At 72.7% G+C, this 18,813-nt stretch carries 15 protein-coding genes, 1 tRNA gene and 2 pseudogenes; 11 read left to right on the top strand and 7 right to left on the bottom strand.

Annotated features, from left to right (window positions below; genetic code table 11):
• Nucleotides 1-17 precede the first annotated feature (17 nt).
• Both ACQ452_RS01265 and ACQ452_RS01260 read right to left on the bottom strand, forming a co-directional pair.
• On the bottom strand, nt 18-4,394 hold the full coding sequence (locus ACQ452_RS01265) for an FtsK/SpoIIIE domain-containing protein (protein WP_433389174.1): 4,377 nt from the start codon (nt 4,392-4,394) through the stop codon (nt 18-20).
• Nucleotides 4,395-4,413: 19 nt separating this feature from the next.
• Nucleotides 4,414-4,710, bottom strand: coding sequence for a WXG100 family type VII secretion target (locus ACQ452_RS01260; protein ID WP_433389173.1), 297 nt, complete (start codon nt 4,708-4,710; stop codon nt 4,414-4,416).
• 191 nt (nt 4,711-4,901) lie between these two features.
• Between ACQ452_RS01260 and ACQ452_RS01255 the strand changes: the two genes are divergently transcribed.
• A complete protein-coding gene (locus tag ACQ452_RS01255) occupies nt 4,902-5,660 on the top strand; it encodes a hypothetical protein (RefSeq protein ID WP_433389172.1) in 759 nt (252 codons plus the stop codon).
• 94 nt (nt 5,661-5,754) lie between these two features.
• Here the strand turns inward: ACQ452_RS01255 and ACQ452_RS01250 are convergent, their stop codons facing one another.
• Entirely contained in the window at nt 5,755-5,976 is a 222-nt protein-coding gene (locus tag ACQ452_RS01250; RefSeq protein WP_433389171.1) for a hypothetical protein, read from the bottom strand.
• 237 nt (nt 5,977-6,213) lie between these two features.
• Here ACQ452_RS01250 and ACQ452_RS01245 point away from each other — a divergent pair, with 237 nt between their 5' ends.
• The 3 genes from ACQ452_RS01245 (at nt 6,214) to ACQ452_RS01235 (ending at nt 7,895) form a co-directional block, all read left to right on the top strand.
• The gene (locus ACQ452_RS01245) at nt 6,214-6,435 is read left to right on the top strand and encodes a hypothetical protein (protein WP_433389170.1); all 222 of its coding nucleotides are present in this window, start codon (nt 6,214-6,216) and stop codon (nt 6,433-6,435) included.
• Nucleotides 6,436-6,564: 129 nt separating this feature from the next.
• Nucleotides 6,565-6,639, top strand: a tRNA-Lys gene (locus ACQ452_RS01240).
• Nucleotides 6,640-6,839: 200 nt separating this feature from the next.
• Nucleotides 6,840-7,895: a hypothetical protein gene (locus ACQ452_RS01235; RefSeq protein ID WP_433389169.1), complete on the top strand. Its 1,056-nt coding sequence runs from the start codon at nt 6,840-6,842 to the stop codon at nt 7,893-7,895.
• Between the two features lie 84 nt (nt 7,896-7,979).
• On the opposite strand, the gene ACQ452_RS01230 is transcribed toward ACQ452_RS01235, so the two are convergent.
• Entirely contained in the window at nt 7,980-8,444 is a 465-nt protein-coding gene (locus tag ACQ452_RS01230; protein WP_433389168.1) for a HEAT repeat domain-containing protein, read from the bottom strand.
• A 722-nt stretch (nt 8,445-9,166) separates the two neighbouring features.
• Here ACQ452_RS01230 and ACQ452_RS01225 point away from each other — a divergent pair.
• Nucleotides 9,167-9,517: a hypothetical protein gene (locus tag ACQ452_RS01225; RefSeq protein ID WP_433389167.1), complete on the top strand. Its 351-nt coding sequence runs from the start codon at nt 9,167-9,169 to the stop codon at nt 9,515-9,517.
• 14 nt (nt 9,518-9,531) lie between these two features.
• On the opposite strand, the pseudogene ACQ452_RS01220 reads toward ACQ452_RS01225, so the two are convergent.
• Nucleotides 9,532-9,833, bottom strand: a pseudogene (locus ACQ452_RS01220) (transposase); the annotation flags it as partial.
• Between the two features lie 229 nt (nt 9,834-10,062).
• Here ACQ452_RS01220 and ACQ452_RS01215 point away from each other — a divergent pair.
• The 3 genes from ACQ452_RS01215 to ACQ452_RS01205 are packed head-to-tail and all read left to right on the top strand — an operon-like array spanning nt 10,063 to nt 13,168.
• Nucleotides 10,063-10,752 carry a hypothetical protein gene (locus ACQ452_RS01215; RefSeq protein WP_433389166.1) on the top strand — a complete coding sequence of 230 codons (690 nt, stop codon included), beginning with the start codon at nt 10,063-10,065 and terminating at the stop codon, nt 10,750-10,752.
• On the top strand, nt 10,752-11,630 hold the full coding sequence (locus ACQ452_RS01210; RefSeq protein ID WP_433389165.1) for an ABC transporter ATP-binding protein: 879 nt from the start codon (nt 10,752-10,754) through the stop codon (nt 11,628-11,630). The genes ACQ452_RS01215 and ACQ452_RS01210 overlap by 1 nt, the downstream gene beginning before the upstream one ends.
• Nucleotides 11,627-13,168 carry an ABC transporter permease gene (locus ACQ452_RS01205; protein WP_433389164.1) on the top strand — a complete coding sequence of 514 codons (1,542 nt, stop codon included), beginning with the start codon at nt 11,627-11,629 and terminating at the stop codon, nt 13,166-13,168. Before ACQ452_RS01210 ends, ACQ452_RS01205 begins: the two co-directional genes overlap by 4 nt.
• A gap of 108 nt (nt 13,169-13,276) precedes the next feature.
• On the opposite strand, the gene ACQ452_RS01200 is transcribed toward ACQ452_RS01205, so the two are convergent.
• Nucleotides 13,277-14,776 (bottom strand): SulP family inorganic anion transporter, encoded by a 1,500-nt coding sequence (locus tag ACQ452_RS01200; RefSeq protein ID WP_433389163.1) that lies wholly within the window; start codon nt 14,774-14,776, stop codon nt 13,277-13,279.
• 715 nt (nt 14,777-15,491) lie between these two features.
• Here ACQ452_RS01200 and ACQ452_RS01195 point away from each other — a divergent pair.
• The 3 genes from ACQ452_RS01195 to ACQ452_RS01185 are packed head-to-tail and all read left to right on the top strand — an operon-like array spanning nt 15,492 to nt 18,573.
• Nucleotides 15,492-17,396: a protein kinase domain-containing protein gene (locus ACQ452_RS01195; protein WP_433389162.1), complete on the top strand. Its 1,905-nt coding sequence runs from the start codon at nt 15,492-15,494 to the stop codon at nt 17,394-17,396.
• 21 nt (nt 17,397-17,417) lie between these two features.
• Nucleotides 17,418-18,011: an FHA domain-containing protein gene (locus ACQ452_RS01190; protein WP_433389161.1), complete on the top strand. Its 594-nt coding sequence runs from the start codon at nt 17,418-17,420 to the stop codon at nt 18,009-18,011.
• Nucleotides 18,012-18,066: 55 nt separating this feature from the next.
• Entirely contained in the window at nt 18,067-18,573 is a 507-nt protein-coding gene (locus ACQ452_RS01185) for a hypothetical protein (protein ID WP_433389160.1), read from the top strand.
• Between the two features lie 76 nt (nt 18,574-18,649).
• On the opposite strand, the pseudogene ACQ452_RS01180 reads toward ACQ452_RS01185, so the two are convergent.
• Nucleotides 18,650-18,805, bottom strand: a pseudogene (locus tag ACQ452_RS01180) (GNAT family N-acetyltransferase); the annotation flags it as partial.
• Nucleotides 18,806-18,813: the final 8 nt, after the last annotated feature.

Here is an 18,813-nt window from a genome sequence, read left to right as displayed (position 1 = left end):
TTCCACAGTCGTCGTGTTCACCCGCCGGCCCCGGCCGGCTCCAGGAGCGGAATCTGAACGGTCTGGAGATCCCCGTCGCCCAGGTGCACCCGGGCGACGCCGGGCACCACCTTGTCGGCCAGGGCGGCCCGGGTCAGCCGGACCCCCACCAGATCACCGGCGCCCAGGGTGGGCGGGGAGAGCAGCGCGCCCCGCCGGTTCTTCTTGACCTCCACCTGCCAGCCGGAGAAGCCCATCGCCACCGAGGAGATCTCGCCGGCGATGACGACGGCCCGGCGCCTGCCGGACGCGGTACGGATCAGTTGGCGCAGGTAGTCCCGGCACGGGATGTCCCGCCACGCCTCGGCGTCGTCGACTAGCAGCGCGACCGGCTCGTCGCCGGTGTCGAGCAGGGCGGCGAAATCCTCCTCGGTGGGGCTCTCCCCGGTCACGGCGCCACGCACCCCGGGACGGCCCACGAGGTCGAGCAGCGGCGTACGCATGGGTGCGCCGACGACCAGTTGGACGCCCGATCGCAGCAGCGACTCCGCCATCACCCGCAACGCCGTGCTGCGGCCCGAGCGGGACGGCCCGGCGATCAGGAAGGTCGGTGCCTCGTCGAGCAGGTTCGTGCCGATGGGCGCCAACTCGTCACCGCCGACGCCGACCAGCGCCCAGCCCGGTCGCACCGTGCCGACGGACTCCCACGCCTGCTCGAAGGTGAGCTGGGTGGGCATAGCGGCGATCGTCCCGGGTCGCTGCGCACGGGGTACGTGTGCCTCGCGCTCGGTCAGCCGGGTCGCCAGGTTGTGCATCGCGGCCACCTGCGCCGGACCGCTCGGGTCGGCCGCCACCAGGGCGACCTGCACCTCGATCGCGCTGATCGCCCGGTAGCCCCGGCCGGCCGGCATGTTCTCCGGGATCTTCCGCGGGTTCAGCCCGGCCAGCGTGGCGTCACTGCGGTCGGAGAGCCGCAGCACCAGCTTCTCGTCGCAGAGCCCGGCCATCCGGCCGCTCAGCAGGCTGTGGTCGCCCGTCACGATCAGGTGCACGCCGGCGCTCGCGCCCTCACGCATCAGGATGTGCACGAGGTCGGTCAGCGCACCGTTGTCGTGCTCGCTGAGGGTGCCCACGAACCCCTCCCAGCGGTCGAGCAGCAGCAGGATGTGCGGCAGTCGCTCGGCGGCCGGGGCCGCCGCCCGCTGCTCCGTCAGGTCGGCGAACCCGCCCTGGCCGAGGATCCGCTGCCTGCGCTGCACCTCCTCGTGCAGGCGGCGCAGCAGGCGGTCGGCCCGCTCCACGTCCGTACGCTGCGCGACCGCCCCGCAGTGCGGGAACCGGGTGATCGGCAGGAGGGCCCCGTTGCCGCAGTCCAACCCGTACAGGTGAAGGTCGCTGACGCTCGCGGCGCTGGCCGCGGCGGTGGCGATGGTCCGCAGCGCCTGCGAACGCCCCGACCGGGGAGCCCCGACGATGTGCAGGTGGCCGAAGGTCGACAGGTCGATCGTCATCGGCGCCTGCTGCTGCCGCCGCGGCAGGTCCTGGATCGCCCAGGCGAACGACGGCTCGCCCCGCTCGTCGCAGGACGGCCCGGCCGGCAGGTCCACCACCGAGGCCGTCGGCAGCGCCGGCAGCCAGGGACGGCGCTGTGCCGGCACGCCCAGCAGGTCGTTGGCCTGCCGGATCGCCGACACCAGCACCGACAGGTCGGTGGCCTCGTCGACCTCGACCGCCGCGCGTGGCCGCTGCGGCACGGGCCGGCCCAGGTCGAGCCAGCCCACCGGGTGCAGGAACGGCGCGGCCACGGCCTCGGTCACGTTCTGCTGCGGGCGACGGCCACCGACCCGGCCGGTCTGGAAGGGGATGAGCGAGCTGTGGCCGAGCCGGGCGTACGCGCGGCCCGGGTTCGCGGCGGAGATGCTGGCCGCCTCCCGGGCGTCGATCACGTCCGCGCTCTCCCCGGCGTCGGTGACCCGCAGCGCGACCCGCAGGTTGGTGTTGGCCCGGATCTCGGCGGAGACCACGCCGTTCGGGCGCTGGGTGGCGAGGATCAGGTGGATGCCGAGCGACCGGCCCCGCTGCGCGATGTTGACCAGGCCGGTGACGAAGTCCGGCAGCTCACGCGCCATCGAGGCGAACTCGTCGATGACGATCAGCAGCCGCGGGATCGGCGCCGGCACGGGCCGCCGGGTCGCGTAGTCGACGTAGTCCTCGAGGTCCTTGGCGCCCACCGCGGCGAGCAGGTGCTCCCGGTGGGTCAGCTCCGCCCCGAGCGAGGTGAGGGCACGCTCGACCAGGTGGGTGTCGAGGTCGGTGACCATGCCGACGGTGTGTGGCAGGTCGACGCAGTCCTTGAACGCGGCCCCGCCCTTGTAGTCGACGAGCACGAAGTTCATCGCGTCCGGACGGTTCGCCAGGGCCAGCGAGGCCACCACCGTCTGCAGGAACTCCGACTTGCCGGAACCGGTGGTGCCCGCGACCAGGCCGTGCGGACCGTGCTGGACCAGGTCGAGCGCGAACGGGCCGTCGAGGCTGTAGCCGACGATGGCCCGGGTGCTGCGGGGCGAGGCGTTCCAGCGGGCCGAGATCGCGGCGACCGCCGGATCCTCCATCCCCAGCACCTCGAGCAGGCGCGCGGACGCCGGTAGCGCGGCGTCGCCGTGGGTGTCGCTGACGTCGCGGACCGGCGCCAGCCGCCGCCCGGTGGCCGGGAACCAGTCGTCGATCACCTCGTCGACCCGGATGCCGTCGACCTGCGCGGCCCGCTGCTGGCGCAGCGTCGTGGGCAGGCCGTCGCCCCCGGCCACCACTGTCGTGCACTCCTCCGGCAGGGTGCGTTCGTCGTTGTCGACGCAGATGAAGTAGACGCCGACGGCCGGACCGCCGAGCAGGATGGAGACGACACCGGGCAGGGCGCGCAGCCGCCGGGCGCCGTCCAGGACGACGACCACGTCCGGATCGGCGAACGCCGCGCCCGACCCGGCGTTGAGGCGGGCCTGCCGGCGGGCCTCGATCAGCTCGATCAGCTCGGCGATCCGGCGGGCGATGGTCTCGGTGTCCGTGCCCAGCAGGGTCAGGGTCTGCTGCCCCAGCAGGGGGCGGGTGTGCGGCAGCCAGGCGGCCCACTCCCACAGCGTGCTGCCACCCGGGTCGGTCAGCACGTAGAGCTGCAGGTCGCGCGGGCTCTGCGCGACGGCGAGCTGGCCGGTCATCCAGCGCGCCAGGCGGCGCGGCCAGTCGCCGCGGCCGGCCACGCCGACCACGCCCGCCTGCACCACCGAGAAGGAGACCGGCACGTCGTACAGGTGCCGGTCGGTCTGCCGGTCCTGGCCGGCCGCCTCGACGGTGATCTTGCTGGGCAGGTCGGCGATGCCGACCCGGACCACCAGGTGGTCCGGATCGGTGCGGCGCCGCTCCCACAGCCGGGCCCGCGGCCCGGTCGCGACGATCAGCAGCTCGGCCGGGTCGGGCGCGGCGACCCGGCGGTCGTGCCGCTCCAGGACCAGCGCCTCGGCGATGTCCGCCTCGATGGCGGCCACGCGCGCCTCGTGCTCGGCGATCTGCGTACGGTGGCTGGTCTTGCCCTGCCGGCGCCCGGTCCACCAGTTGGCCATCACCATGATCGGCGACATCGCGGCGAACATCAGGTACATCGGGTTGCGCAGCACCGTGGCCATGACGGCACCGAAGGCGGCGGGCAGCGCGGCGGCCAGCCACGGCAGGGCGTTCGGGGCCGGCGCCTTGGGCTCGGCCGGGATCTTGAACTTGTCCGGCCGGACCGGCGGGAGCAGCCGCGGCGGACGGTTGTAGTCGAGGTACTCGCTCTCCGGCGACGGCTCGACGACCGCGTCCGGGCAGCGGACCGGATGCGCCTCCAGCGTGGTGCCGCCCACCGTCAACTGCGTCGTCTCCCGCCACCGCACCTCGGTGCGGGGCAGCCCCTCGCGGTCCAGCAGCAGGTCGCCTTCGAGGCCGCGCACGTGCACCTCGGCGTCGAAGGTGACCCGGATGACGGCGGCCACCGGGGGCACCCCGTCCAGGCGCACCGGGCTGCCCTCGGCCGAACCGATCCGGTGCTCGCCCGGCCCGAACGACCAGATCCGGCCGGCGCCGGCGCCGGTCACCGCCCGGATGGTGACGAGGCCGCCGGCCGGGACGTACGGGGCCGGCCCCGGCCCACCGACCCACAACACCGAACCGTCGTGCACCCCGCTGGCGGACAGCGGAAGATCGAGGTCGAGTGGCCGGTGGTCGAGGAAGACCCGGTTGGATCCTGGGAACTGACCGTGCGCGATGGAGGACGGGTCGAGACTGTCCAACAGGTTCTTGACGATGTCCCGTACCGGAGTGGCGGGATCAGCCTCCACGACCACGTCCGTCGACCACGCCTGCGGCGACGCGAGGGTGATCAGCATGCGCACGGTGTGTCCCCGGTTACTTGTTCAGCGAACCGGCGAGCTGGGTGTCCATGTCGCGCAGCCCGGTAACGGCCTTGTCGAGCCACTCGGAGAGCAGGTCGAGGTTCTCCATCAGCTCGTTCGCGCTGGTCACGAACTCGGTGTGCACCTCGTCGAACTTGCCGGACGCCTGGTCGGTGACGAACCCGGAGGTGGTCAGGTTGTCCACGATCGACTTGCACTCGGTCAGCCGGGCGTCGATCTCGTTCTTGTTGTTGCGCATCCGGGTCGCGCTGTCCGACATCTCCGTGTAGGTGATGTTGAGGTTCGCCATCGGGTTGTCCCTTCAGTGGTGCGAGCCCGCGCTGCTCGCCCGGCCCGCGCTTGGCAGCGTGCATGATCATAGGAAGCGGGCCCGGCAGGGTCCAGTTCGGAATGGCCGCTGGGCCCACGGGCCCAGGTCCCTCGTTGACAGCCGCCCCCGCGCCAACGACGATGCCAGGGCCCGAGGACGAGGAGTGGACGATGAACAGGCTGGGCCGCCCCCCCGGGGACCTCCGCTCGCCGGAGCCGGGCGCCCACGAGCGGTCCGGCGCCTGGACCATAGACCGGGCCGTACGCACCCTCGCCACCGGCTGCGCCGAGTGGCAGCGCCCCGTGCCCGCGGTCGGCGCCGTGCTCCTGGCCCCCGAGTCCGTGGTGTTGCGGCTGACCAGCCCCGACGAGACGCCACCGCCCGGCTGGACGGTGGAGGACCACGGCCGCACCTGGCGGGCGTCCCTGCGGTGGCTGACGACCACGGCGGTGGACGGCCGCCTGCCGGTCCCGTTCCCGCTGCTGGTCTCACTCGGCGTCACCGACGGCGGCCGGCTGCTGCTCAATCTCGCCTGGGCGGGCGGGCTCATCGGCGTCGGGGGTGACCTCGAACTAGCCCGGGGCCTGGTCCGGTCGTGGTCGCGGCGGCTCACCACCGGCCCGTGGTCGACCGGTACGCGCGTGGTCCGGGTGGGCTTCGAGCCCGACCGCGACTTCGCCGGCCTGCACGTGGCGCGGCTGGTCGAGGCGACGCCGGTGCTGAACGACCCGGAGGGCGGCGTCCTGCTCTTCGCCGATCCACCGGCGGGCCACGACGCCTACCTGCTCGACCAACTGCTCGCCGATCCGGTGCCGCGCTGGGCGGTGGTGGCCGTCGGCGTCGAGCACGCGACCTGGCGGTTCACCGTGGGCATGGACGGCACCATCGACGCCAACATCCTGCCGGATCCGGTGCGGCTGCGCCCGTAGCGGGCCGGCTGAAGTCGGACGTGAAGGAATCGTGAAGCCGGCTACGCCAGACCGATCGTCATGATCACGATTCCTGCGCCGGGGGCGCCGGTGGTCAGCCGCGGCTCCCCGGGCGGCGCTTCCCCGGGCCGCGGCTCCCCCGGCGGCCCTTCCCCGCGCGGCGCTTCCCCGGCCCGACGGCCACGGGCGCTCCCGCGCAGAGGGCCAGCACGGCGAAGGCGGCCCGCCGCATGGGTGGGCCGACGTCGATCTCCTCGCCGTCGACGTACGCGCGCAGCGGCCCCAGCCCCTCGACGCTCAGCCGGCCGTCACTCACCGCGGACCACTCCGCCCAGGCCCGCCATCGTCGCTGCCAACAGGCACTCCTCGCGGTCGACGCCCGGTCGATCCCGATCCGTCCCGCGCCGCGCCGGTGTGGGACGAACCGCGGCGGTAACGTCGTACCGCCTTTCCCGGGCGGAGATACGGTTCCCGAGCCGGCGTACGCCGACTCGCGGACCGCGCCGTCCGCCGCCCTCGGGAAGGGTCGACGTGGTGTGGTTCGATGGCGCCCATGCTTCGACAACGGGTCCTCGCCGTGCTCCTGTTGCTGATCGCGTTCCTGACGCTGGCGCTCTCGCACACCTTTCCGTTCCTTGACGATCTCTCCGAACTGGCGGAGACGGCGATCGTGATCGTGGGCGTGGCGTGCGCGCTCGCGGGGGTCTCGCTGTGGTTGCGCGGGGCGCCGGAACGGCCATCGCCGCACGCCGCCGACGACGGCGACGGCCACTGACCGGCGTCGCATCGGCCGGCCGTGTTCGGGGAGGTCACCGAACCCGGCAGGACGCCTCGGGCCGGCCGTCCCCGCAGCCGGGCGCAAGCCGACCCGGGGGCGAACGATCGGGTAGCCTGATTGCCCGACGGGCCGCTAGCTCAATGGCAGAGCTGAGGACTTTTAATCCTTAGGTTCAGGGTTCGAGTCCCTGGCGGCCCACCATTTACCGCCTCTGAGCTGCGGAAACGCCGGGAATAGATCTTCGGGCACAACCAGGGCACAAACTAGCGGCGATCTTGGCTTCCGGGGATGCCGGGCTGGTTGGCGGCAGCCTGGCGTAGGAGCTGCCCGACGACGCCGCGCGGGCGATCCTTCTTCGGCAGCCAGTGGACGTAGGTCTCCAGCGTGATCCGTAGGTTCGCGTGCCGCGCTCTCGTGTCTCGCAGCTGCTCTCAACCGGTGTCCGGCCAGAGCGTGCGTTCCTTGGCGCGGGCAAGCTGACGGTCGCGATCGGCGGCAAGCAGGAAGCGAACCGGCACGATCCCGGCGAGGTGGTGTCGGTCGAGTCCTTCACCGCGTACGAGATGCTTGCCGAGCTGGCCCGCACCGTTGGTCTGGAGTCGGCCTACGAGGTGGTGCCACCGCCAGGGCATGTGCACCTGAACCGGTCGAACCTGATCGTGCTGACGAACCCACGGCTGCTGCCGTTCCTGGCGCAGGTCATGAAGGCGGACCCCGCTGCGCAGGGGCTGATCGTGGTCCTGGACGGTGCCACTGCGCGCACGGACACCGGTTGTGTCCACGGGGTGGCCTGGTACGCGGCGAAGCTGGGATCCACGATCACTGGCCTGGCTGCCGATGGTGATCGCAAGCTTGGTGACGTCCTGACCGATGCCATCGGGATCACCGCGAGGATGCACCCGGAGTGCGACCTTCACCATCCCGGCACCCCGTCGGCGACCACCGCCTTGATCCGGCTGACCGAGGACTCGTTGCAGTACCTCGTGCTGGGCGACACGACCGTAGTGGTCGACACCAGCGACGGCATCGAGGTCTTCAACGACGACCGGGTCGATACCACGGCGCAGGCAGAAAGAGCTGAGGCGAACCGCTACCCGTTCGGGTCCACGCAGAAGCAGGCAGCGCTGCTGCGGATGAAGCACGCTGAGTTGGCGTTGCGGAACCAGCCGGGAGGGTTCTGGGTGGCCGCTGCCGATCCCACGGTCGTCACGCATGCCATCAGCGGCCAGATCCCGCTCACAGCGGTCAAGCGGGTAGCGGTGCTGACCGATGGCGCCGCACGGCTGGTCACGATGTTCGACCTCCTCGACTGGCAAGGAGTGCTCGACGTCCTGGACCAACACGGCCCGACCGAGCTGATCCGCCGAGTCCGCGCCATCGAGGCAGCCGACCCGAACGGCACCAAATGGCCCCGCAACAAGGGCAGCGACGACGCCACGGCGGTCTACGCCAACTGACCGGCCGGCCGTCGGCGATGTCGGGTCTCAGGACCCGCGTGACAGATCAGTCTCGGGACGTTGGTGACACGTCCGGCTAGACAATCATCGGCCCCGCCCTGCCAGCTCCGTCAAAGCGTCGCTGGCTTCCAACCGAACGGACGCCTCTGGGTGGTTGAGGTACGGCGTGATGATTGGTCGGGCGGCAGGGTCGTGCGTCAGGCCGAGGATGAGCAGTACATACTCGGTGAGCTCGGCCGACAGGTCAGGCAACAGCGGCATCAGCGGCTCGAATAGCGCCAGCGGCAGCACATAGGCGGTGGCCGCGTCGGCGCACGCACTCAAGGCTGAGCTCCGCATCCGCTCATCAGTCTCGGCGACCGTCAGCGCGACCAGCCGTGTCACGGCGACCTCGGTGTTGTCCTGGTTACCGGCGTAGCGTCGGAAGCAATCGCCGACCTCAGCGGCACCGTGCTCACGGACCCGTGGGTCAGGCTCGCTGAGCAGAGCCAGTGCCCTCGTCAGCGCATCACGCCCGGCGTCCCGGTCCTCATACTCGTACGGCATCATCTCATGATCCTCGGCAGGGCAGGCCCCGCGACCGCCCAATCGCTCGGTGGAGTGTCAGGCAGGTCCTGAGACCGATGTGTTACGCAGGTCCTGAGACCGGACAGCCGGCTGCCGGTGATGTCCGGCTCCACTTGATGCGTGACGGATCGGTGTCAGATGTTGGGTGACACGTGGGGCTAGATGACCTTGTCGGGCTCTCACAACCGGGCGGCCGTCAGGTTCCACCGGTGAGCTGTCGGATGAGGGAGCGAAGCCATGTCTGGGCCAGGGTGGGCTCGCGGTTGATCGCGGATGCCAGGGCGCGGCGACCATGGGTGCTGCGGCCGTACGTCACCACGGCGACTGCCTCGGCGAGTGCTGCTGGTCAGTGGCATTGGACAGTGACGGGTCGCTTCGGCTCGCTCCCCGGCCTCGGCTTCGGCAGGGATTCTGGACGGATCAGTGCTCCGAAGAACCTGCCGCCCTCGCGGAGTACGAACAGGGCCGAGCCGCCCTTGCGGACCCGGCGGCAGACTGACCAGGTCGCCGGACGTCAACGCCAAGATCGGTTCCTCGGATCTACCGAGACGCGCGGTGTCGCGATCATGTAAAGCATCAGCTGAGGCCTCAGTGCCAACCATCAACCGGGGCAGGAGATCCGGCTTGAGCGGGGTGTGGCGCTCCTATTTCTGTCAACTCCCGGCCGGACCGGCGGGCATTTGACGTAGCGGTAGAGTCGGGCCGTGGCTGGGCCGACGGTGAGGGCGTGTGAGGCGGGCGGACAGGTTTGGGATGATCCGTCCGAGACGACGCTCTACGACGCTCTCGCGGACCTGAACCTGAGGTGGCGGTTTCTTATCGTCGAAAGGCTTGACCTGGAGCCGGCGGGGCAGCACTACATGCAGGTCTTCCTCAATGACGACTTGAGCTACCAGGTGGAATACCGCGAGGGCAGCGAGGACAACCACTTTCAGGCACATGTGCTGAAGCAGCCGGTGGTGATCGGGATCGATCCCATCGCGAAAGTCCTGGCGGACTGGACTTTCGGCCGACCAGGCTGGCGAGAGGCGCTGCCGTGGGAGGCTTGGCGGTAGAGCGCCGGCGGCGTTCACCACCCAGCTGTCAACGTTCTTCCCTGCTTTGCTCCGGCCTGTAGCCATGGTGGCGTCGGCCCGCTGAGACGGCTGAAGGCTTCGCGGGCGACGTAGCGCTTGAGGCACCGCATGATCTCGGGCTTGGACTTGCCCTCGGCGGTGCGCCGCGCGACGTAGTCCTTAGTGGGTGGTGGCATCGCATGCGGACCAGGATGATCCGCCACAGGGCACTGTTGGCGTCACGGTCTCCGCCGCGGTGGAGGCGGTGGCGGTCGGTCCGTCCTTAGCTGGCGGGGATGGGGGCGACGCCGCAGAGTCCGCCATCGGATGGGCGACCCGCCGGGCCGCGTCGGCGTACACCCGGGCTTGTCGAGCGGCCGGTGGAGGACCGCACGGGAACCTCGGGGGTATGCCTGGCCCTACCCCCGTTCGGGCGTCTGGTGGTAGTGCCTCGGGCCCTCGTCGGGTGATGTGCTGGCTGCTCCGCTATCACCCGACAGGAGCGAATGATGCGTGTTGCGCCGCTGCTATCCGTTGCAGCCGTTATGGCCGTTGCCGGCTGCGCCGACCTCCGGTCCATCAACGAGGCCCGCGACGACCGGCGGGAGTTCAGCCTCTCCGGAGACCGGCTGGTCATCGACAACGACGGCGTTGACTTGCGTCTGGTCGCCGGGGCCGGCGCCGCCGTCGAGGTGCAGCGGTCGCTGACCGGCAAGGCCACCGCCGACGACAACGCCTCCTGGGCCCTGGACGGCGGCACCCTGCGGCTGACCGTCACGTGCAGCGGCCTGGTGCCGGACTGCGGCGGCCGGCACGTCGTGCACGTGCCGGCCGGCGTCGCGGTCGAGGTGACCAGCGACGCCCCGGTTAGGGCCGTCGGGCTCGACGTCGACTTCTCCGCGACGGTGACCGACGCCTGGCTGCGGGTCGAGGATCCGACCGGCCCCCTGCGGCTGCACGCCGAGGAGGGCGTCGAGGTCACCGGGGCGCGTTCCGCCACCGTCAGCGCGACGTCGACCGGCCGGGGCGTCGACCTGGGCTTCACCAGCGCGCCCACCCGGGTCGAGGCGCGGGCCGGCGGATCGGTCGCGGTCACCCTGCCCGGCGGGCCGGAGACCTACCGCGTCACCGCGGCACCCGGCCGCCCCGGCCTGACCAGCGATCCCACCAGCGAGCGGACCGTCACCGCCACCGCCGGCGAGGGCCTCACCGCCACGGTACGGAAGGCGAGCTGATGTTCGAACTGATCGACGTGACGAAGGTCTACAGGGGGCGGAAGCTGGCCGTCGACGGGGTGACGATGCGCCTCGGCTTCGGTGTGGTGGGTCTGCTCGGCCCCAACGGCGCGGGCAAGTCGTCGCTGATGCGGATCGCCGCCACGGTCACCAGGCCCACGGGCGGACGGCTGCTGCTCGACGGGACCGACGTCGTCGCGAAGCCGAACGAGCTGCGCCGGCAGCTCGGCTACCTGCCGCAGGACTTCGGTGTCTACCCCAACCTGAGCGCCCGGGAGTTCCTGTCGTATCTGGCGGCCGTCAAGGGACTGTCGGCCCGCTCCGCCCGGGCCCGCATCGGCGAACTGCTGGAGCTGGTCAACCTGACCGAGGCGGCCAACCGCCCGATGGGCGGGTACTCGGGCGGCATGCTGCGCCGCGTCGGCATCGCGCAGACGCTGCTGGCCGACCCGCGGGTGCTCATCGTCGACGAGCCCACCGCCGGCCTGGACCCGCAGGAACGGGTGCGGTTCCGCAACCTGCTCAGCGACCTGGCCGCCGACCGGCTCGTGATGCTCTCCACCCACATCGTCTCGGACATCGAATCGGTGGCCGGGGACATCGCCATCGTGGCCCAGGGCCGGCTGCTGCGCCGCGGCACCCCGGAGGAGTTGCTGCGCACCGTGGCGGGGCACGTGTGGGAGACGGTCGTCGCCCCGGACGAGGTAGCCGCGGCGCAGGCCCGGCACATGGTCAGCCGGATGGTCCGCACCGCGGACGGCGTACGCCTGCGGTTGCTCTCGACGACACGGCCCGGTCCGGACGCGACGCAGGTCCCGCCCGACCTGGAGGACGCCTACCTCGGCGTGGTCGGCGGCGTCCGGGAGCTGACGCGATGAGGCCCCGCGTGCTGGGCGCGCTCGCCGTCGCGGACTTCCGCGAACGGGTACGCCGGCCGGGGTACCTGGTGGTCCTGCTGGCCGCCGTCGGCCTGGGTTACCTGGCCGCGCCGGCCGCCGGCGCACACTGGACGATCGTCAACGCGGGGATGCACCGGGGCGTCTACAACAGCGCCTACGTCGGCACGGTGACCGCGCTCGCCGGAGCGCTGTGGCTCTCCCTCGGTGGTTTCTACGTCGTCCGGACGGCGATCGCGCGGGACGAGCGGAGCGGCGTCGGGCAGCTCCTCGCCGCGACCCCGCTGCGGATGTCCGGTTACCTGGTCGGCAAGTTCCTCAGCAACCTGCTGGTGCTGGGATCGATGGCGGTGGCGCTGGCCGGTACGGCGGTGGTGATGCAGTTGGCCCGCGGCGAGTCGTACGCCGTCGACCCGGTCGCCATCCTCCTGCCGTTCGCGCTGTACACGGTGCCGGTGCTGGCGGTCACCGCGACCGCCGCGGTGCTGTTCGAGACCCTCCCGGTGCTCCGCGGCGGCTTCGGAAACGTGGTCTGGTTCTTCGTGGCGATGTTCGCCGTGTTGGCCGGGCAGTCGCCCGACGCCCCGCTGGGCGGCCTCGGCGTGCACGTGTTCGCCGAGTCCCTGCGCGACGCGTTCGCCGCCCAGGGGATCACGCTCACCGAGATCGCGTTGGGCCTGATGTACCTCGACGTCGCACCCCGCGCCGTCGTGTGGACGGGCGTGGACTTCACGGCGGGTTTCGTCGGCGACCGGATCCTCCTCGTGGTGCTGGCGACCGCCGTCGCGGTGCTGCCGGCCCTCTGGTTCGGCCGCTTCGACCCGGCCCGCTCGGTCCGGTCCGCCGGACCCGCGCCGGTCGTGCCGGTCGCCACCGCCCCGACGACGGCCCTCCCGGACCGCCCGGTGCTGCCGTCTCCGCAGACCATGCCGCGCCGCGGTCGCGCCTTCGGCCGCCTGCTCGTCGGCGAACTGCGCATCCTCACCCAGGGCGTCCCCTGGTGGTGGTGGCTCGGCGCTGCCGCGCTGATCGCCGTCGGCGCGGCGGTGCCCGCGAGCGCCTCCGGAACGACGCTGATCGTGACGTCGATCTGGCCGGTGCTCATCTGGTCACGGCTCGGCACCCAGTCCCACGAGTTCGGCGTCGAGGCGCTGCTCGGCGCCTGCCCCGCACCCGTACGCCGCGCGCTCACCCAGTGGCTGGCCGGGGTCGCGCTCACCGTGCTGGTCGGGCTGGCCCCCGGCGTACGGATGGCGATCGCGGGTGACCTGGCGGACTGGCTGGCCGGTGCGGCCTTCGTCCCCGCCCTCGCGCTGGCCCTGGGCGTGCTGACCCGCACGGCCCGGCTCTTCCAGGTCGGCTACCTGCTGCTGTGGTACGCCGTCCTCAACGGAGTGGCCGGTCTCGACTACCTGGGCGCGTTGGACGGTGGCCCGTCACCGGTCCTGGTGGGCGCCGCCACGGCGCTGCTGCTGGCGGCGGCCCTCTGCGTCGTCGCCGCCCGCCACGCGCGCCGGTAGGTGGCGCGGGGCCGGGCTGCGCCCGATCCGGCGGCGCACGCGGCCTGGTTTTCGCCAACCGATCGGCGCGCGTCCACAGCCACCACCACGACGGGCGGTAGCGGGTCGTCAGTGGCCGACGTTGAGCCGGCCGGCGAGGGTGTCGTGGATACGGGCGCTGGGCTGGTTCAGCCCGACGATCTCCACGGTCTTGCCGCGGGTCGCGTACTTCGTGGTGACGGCGTCGAGGGCGGCGACCGAGGAGGCGTCCCAGACGTGGGCGTGCCTCATGTCGATGACCACGTTGTCGGGGTCGTTGGCGTAGTCGAACCGGCCCACCAGGTCGTTGCTGGAGGCGAAGAAGAGCTCGCCGTGCACCGAGTAGACCCGCGTCGTCCCGTCGGGGTCGAGGACGCCGGTCACCTCCACCAGGTGGGCGACGCGGCGGGCGAAGATGACCATCGCGGTGAGCACGCCGACGACCACGCCGACGGCGAGGTTCCCGGTGGCCAGGGTGGTGACGACGGTGGCCAGCATGACGACGGTCTCGCCGTACGGCATCCGCCTGAGGGTGGCCGGGGCGACCGAGTGCCAGTCGAAGGTCGACACCGCGACGATGACCATCACGGCGACCAGGGCGGCCATCGGGATCACGGCCACCACGTCGCCGAGCGCCACCACCAGGATCAGCAGGAAGACGCCGGCCAGGAACGTCGACAGCCGGGTACGGGCGCCGGACGCCTTCACGTTGATCATCGTCTGGCCGATCATGGCGCAGCCACCCATGCCGCCGAAGAACCCGGTGACGATGTTCGCCACGCCCTGCCCCCACGACTCCCGGGTCTTGCTGGACGGGGTGTCGGTGATGTCGTCGACCAGCTTCGCGGTCATCAGCGACTCCAGCAGCCCGACCAGGGCGATGCCCAGGGCGTACGGGGCGATCAGGGTCAGGGTGTCCACGGTCCACGGGATCTGCGGCAGGCCGAGCGTGGGCAGGCTGTCCGGCAGCGCCCCCTCGTCGCCGACGGTCGGCACCGCCGCGTGGGTGGTCACCGTGACCACGGTCAGCACCACGATCGCGACCAGCGGCGCCGGTACGGCCCGGGTGAGCCGGGGCAGCCACACCATGATCGCCAGTGCCACCGCCACGAGCGGGTAGACCAGCCACGGCACACCGAGCAGGTGCGGCACCTGGGCGACGAAGATCAGGATGGCCAGGGCGTTGACGAACCCGACCATCACGCTGCGCGGGATGAACCGCATCAGCTTCGCCACCCCGAGCACCGCCAGCAGGATCTGGATCGCGCCGCCGAGGATCACCGCGGCGATCAGGTGATCGAGGCCGTACTCCTTGGCGAGCGGCGCCACGACCAGGGCGACCGCGCCGGTGGCCGCGGAGATCATCGCCGGCCGGCCGCCGCAGAACGCGATGGTCACCGCCATGGTGAACGAGGCGAAGATCCCCACCCGGGGGTCGACCCCGGCCAGGATCGAGAAGGAGATCGCCTCCGGGATCAACGCGAGGGCGACGACCAGACCCGCGAGGACCTCGGTGCGCAACACCTTCGGCGACAACCAGGACGGGCGGGGCAGACGCGGACGGGAGACCGCGGACAGCACAGACGACATACGGCCATTTCCACTCGGCAGCACGCCGACGGGCGCGTACGCCGCTCGGCGGGGTTGTTCGGTCGGGGAGGCCGCGACCACCCGGTCGTCCGGGCGTCGTTGCCCGATCGACGCGGACCTCGGTCGCGCGGCCCGGCGGACGCTACCCTCCCCGCGCCGGCGTCTCCCCATGGGCGTGGTGATCGTCACGGCCGGGGGGCCGGGCCGTCGGGCGGGGGAGGAAAAGGTGACCACTTCGCCACCTGTCGGGCCGCCCGGGCAGCTGGTTACCTGGTGCGTGGCCGGGCTCGGCCCGTTCACCGGCCGACCGCACGGGGTGTCGCCGGTCGCGTCACCCCGGCGGCGACCATGCCGCCGACAATGCGAAGGAACGTGATCGGTATGAAGGCACTGGCGCGTAGGGCGTCGGGTGTGGCAGAGGCGGCGGGGGCCCTCACGGTCGCACCGCCCCGCCCGCCCACGGCCACCGACCACACCACGAGCACCGTCGACGCGTGCGGCAGCGGGGGCGGTCGCCCCGGTTCCCACCTCCGCCGCGACGGAGCCGACCAGGAGTCGCGGTGCCGGGCCCACCGGTACCACGACGACGACTGACCGGCGGCAGGAGGCAGCGGCCCGGCGGGCGGGAAGGGGGGCGCCCGCCGGGCCGGCCTGTTCCGGCAGGTGATCGTCCGCACAATGGCCCCGACCGGCCGCTCGGTCATAATGAGCCGCCATGGTCCACTCAGCGCAGCAAGCGGCCGGCCGACCCGGGGAGTCCGTCCCCGGCGCGGGGCTGGACCTCGGCGTGGCCGGTTGCACCGACGCCGTCGAGATCGGGCGGGGCGGCTTCGGGGTGGTCTACCGGGCCTGGCAGCCCGACTTCTCCCGGCAGGTGGCCGTCAAGGTGCTCGCCGCCGACTGGCACGGCCCGTCCCGGGCCCGCTTCGAGCGGGAACTGAGCGTGCTGGGCCGGCTCTCCGACCATCCGCACATCGTGACCCTGCACCAGGCCGGGCGGACCACCACCGGCAACCCGTACCTGCTGATGGCGTACGAAGAGGGTGGCTCGCTGGCCGCCCGGCCGACCGCCGGCCGGGACGGCGGGTCGGCGGCGCGACGCTGGATCGGTGCGGTGGCCGACGGGATCGCCGTGGCGGGCGCGCTGGAGACCGCGCACTCGGCCGGCGTGCTGCACCGCGACGTGAAACCGGAGAACATCCTGGTCTCCCGGTACGGCGAGCCGAAGCTCGCCGACTTCGGGCTGGCCCGGCCCCGCTCGGCGGAACCCGGCCCCGGCCGGCGCCGGGTGACCACCAGCGTGCTGCACGCCGCGCCGGAGATCCTGCGGGGCGAGCCGGCCTCGGTGGCCTCGGACGTCTACGCGCTCGCCTCGACCGTGCTGCGCTGCATCCGCGGCACAGCCGCCTTCGCCGAGGACCCGTCGACCGCCGACGACGCGGGCCGCCCGTCCGGTGCGGGCGACGACACCGCTCGCCTGCTCCGCCGGATCGCCACCGAGCCGGTGCCCGACCTGCGACCCGCCGGTGTGCCGGCGGCGGTGTGCGCGGTCCTGGAACGGGCGATGGCGAAGGACCCGGCGCTGCGGCACCCGACGGCCGCGGCGTTCGCCGAGGACCTCCAGCGGGCGCAACGGGCCGCCGGCCAGCCGGTCACCCCGTTCGTGCTGGGCGGCGGGGACGGCGGCGGCTCCACCCCGTGGCCGGCCGCCGCACCCACCGACCGTCCCCGGCCCCGGTTCTCGCTCAGCGCCCACCGCCGCGCCGCCCTCGGGCTGGGCCTGACCGCCACCGTGCGGCGGGCGACCGGGACCCGGTGGGGACCGGCGGTGCGGGCCGCCGGGCTGCTCGGCGTGGCGGTTTCGGTGCTGGCCACCGGCGGGTCGGCGCCCCTTCCCGCCGGCACCCCGATCGCCGTGCCGGCGCAGCTCGCCTTCGGCGACCACGAGGTCAACGCGGAGTCGGCCGAGCAGTCGGTGGCCGTGCGCAACGTCAGCTCCCGGGAGGTACGCCTGACCGGCGTGACGACGACCGGCCCGCACGGCGACGACCTGCGGGTGATCAGCGAGGAGTGCACCACCCGCAGGCTGGCCCCCGGCCAGCGGTGCGAGGTGCGGCTGGTCTTCACGCCCCGCGCGCCCGGCCCGCGCCGGCCCGAGCTGGTGATGCACCTCGCCGACCGGGCCACCCCGGTCACCGTCACGGCCGTCGGCGCCGGGCAGCCGCGCCGGGCCAGCCGGGACTCCGCCCCACCCGGCCGCTGCTACGACGACGCCTACCAGGTCGGCCCGTCCGCCTACGGGTACGCCGGCGGGCTACGCGCGCTCTCCGTGAAGCAGTACTGGTCACCGAGCTGCCGGGCGACCATGGCGTACACCTGGGTCTGGAAGCAGTACCGCGACAACGCCGCACTCGACGGCGGCACCTGGGTCATCGACCTGGCGGTCCGGGACGCGACCGGCCCGGCCGGGCCCCGGCAGCGCGCCACCGGGCAACCGTTCGAGCTGTGGACCGAACCGTTCCCGCTCGCCGCGGGCTGCACCGTCGCCACCGCCACCGTCACCGGCGTGCGGGCCGGGGCGACGACCAGCGCGACGACCGAGCCGCACTGTGACCGCTGAGCCCGGGGGGAAGGCACCGTCGTGGACGGATACTTCGAGGTCTACGCCGGCGGCGGCGTCCGCCTGGTGCCGCTGACCGCCGACGCGCTGACCATCGGCCGGGCGCCCGCCAACGACCTGCCGATCGACAGCAAGCTGGTCTCCCGGCTGCACGCCCTGGTCGAGCGCTACCCCTCCGGCTGGTCCATCCGCGACCTGGGCAGCACCAACGGCACCTCGGTCAACGGCAGCCCGGTGCGGCAGGCGCAGATCCTCCGCGACGGGGACCGGGTCGAGATCGGCCCGACCCGGCTGCTCTTCCACGCCCCGGCGCAGCATCCCGGCACCCGGACCCTGCCGGTCGAGCCGCCGCCCCCGCCCCCCGCGCTGACCGCACGCGAGCAGGAGGTGATCACGCTGCTCTGCCGCCCGTTCGGCGAGGCGGGAGTGCCGTTCCCCGAACCGCTGTCGGTACGGGCCATCGCCACCACCCTGCGCATCAGCGAGAGCGCCGTGAAGAAGCACCTGTCCCGCCTGTACGACAAGTTCGGCCTCACCACCAACGAGGACCGGCGCCGCGCCCGGCTGGCCGGCGAGGCCATCCGCCGCGGCACGGGCGGCCCGCCGCCTCGTTGATCCGGTTGACACCGCCCCGCCGCCCGGGGGCGCCGACCGTGCAGGAGGTACGCCGATGTCCCGTCAGCGCGAGACCGTGGAGGTCGACCCGGTCCTGTTCCGTGCCGTCTACGACTCGCCCGCATCGCTGCCCGGCGCGCACCGGTGGACGACGCCCGAGTCGGACGTGCGGCGGATCGAGAAGCTGCTCGGCATGCCACTGCGCAGCATCGGCGCCCCGCTCTGGGTCAGCGGCGACGAGCCGGACTGCCCGAAGTGCGGCCGGCGGGTCAACTGGTACGACATCGTCTCCTCCGCCCTTTCCGGCGTACACGACCGTTTGATGATCGCAACGGTCATCCTCGGCGACCGCCGGTACGTCAACACCGAGGTCCCCGACGCGATCGCCGGGGTGCGCTGCACCGACTGCCGCACCCCCATCGAGGGGCTGCGCAGCTTCAAGTGCCACAACTGGGCGTACGCCTTCGAGGCGCTGGAGGCCGTCCGGCAGCGGATGTCCGGCGCGTCAGTCGTCGGCCGCGAGCTCTCGGACGAACCGCAACCCGGGGCGCCCGTCGAGTGACACCCCCGCCGACCGGCGTGAACCCGGTGCGCCGGAGCACCGCCCGCGAGCCCGCGTTGTCCATCGTGGTCCGGGCGGTCAGCCGGCGCAGCCCGTACGCCTGGCGGGCGAGTGCCACGACGCGGCGGACGCCGTCGGTCGCCACCCCGCGCCCGACGGCCCGCTCGGCCACCCGGTAGCCCAGCTCGGCCTCGCCGTCGGCGACGTCGACCAGGTTGAACCGGCCCAGCACCGCCCCGT

It is taken from the genome of Micromonospora sp. KLBMP9576, from assembly GCF_050941805.1.
Lineage (GTDB): Bacteria > Actinomycetota > Actinomycetes > Mycobacteriales > Micromonosporaceae > Micromonospora.
Note: the sequence above shows the minus strand (reverse complement) of the source record. Positions and strands in the feature narration are given on the sequence as shown.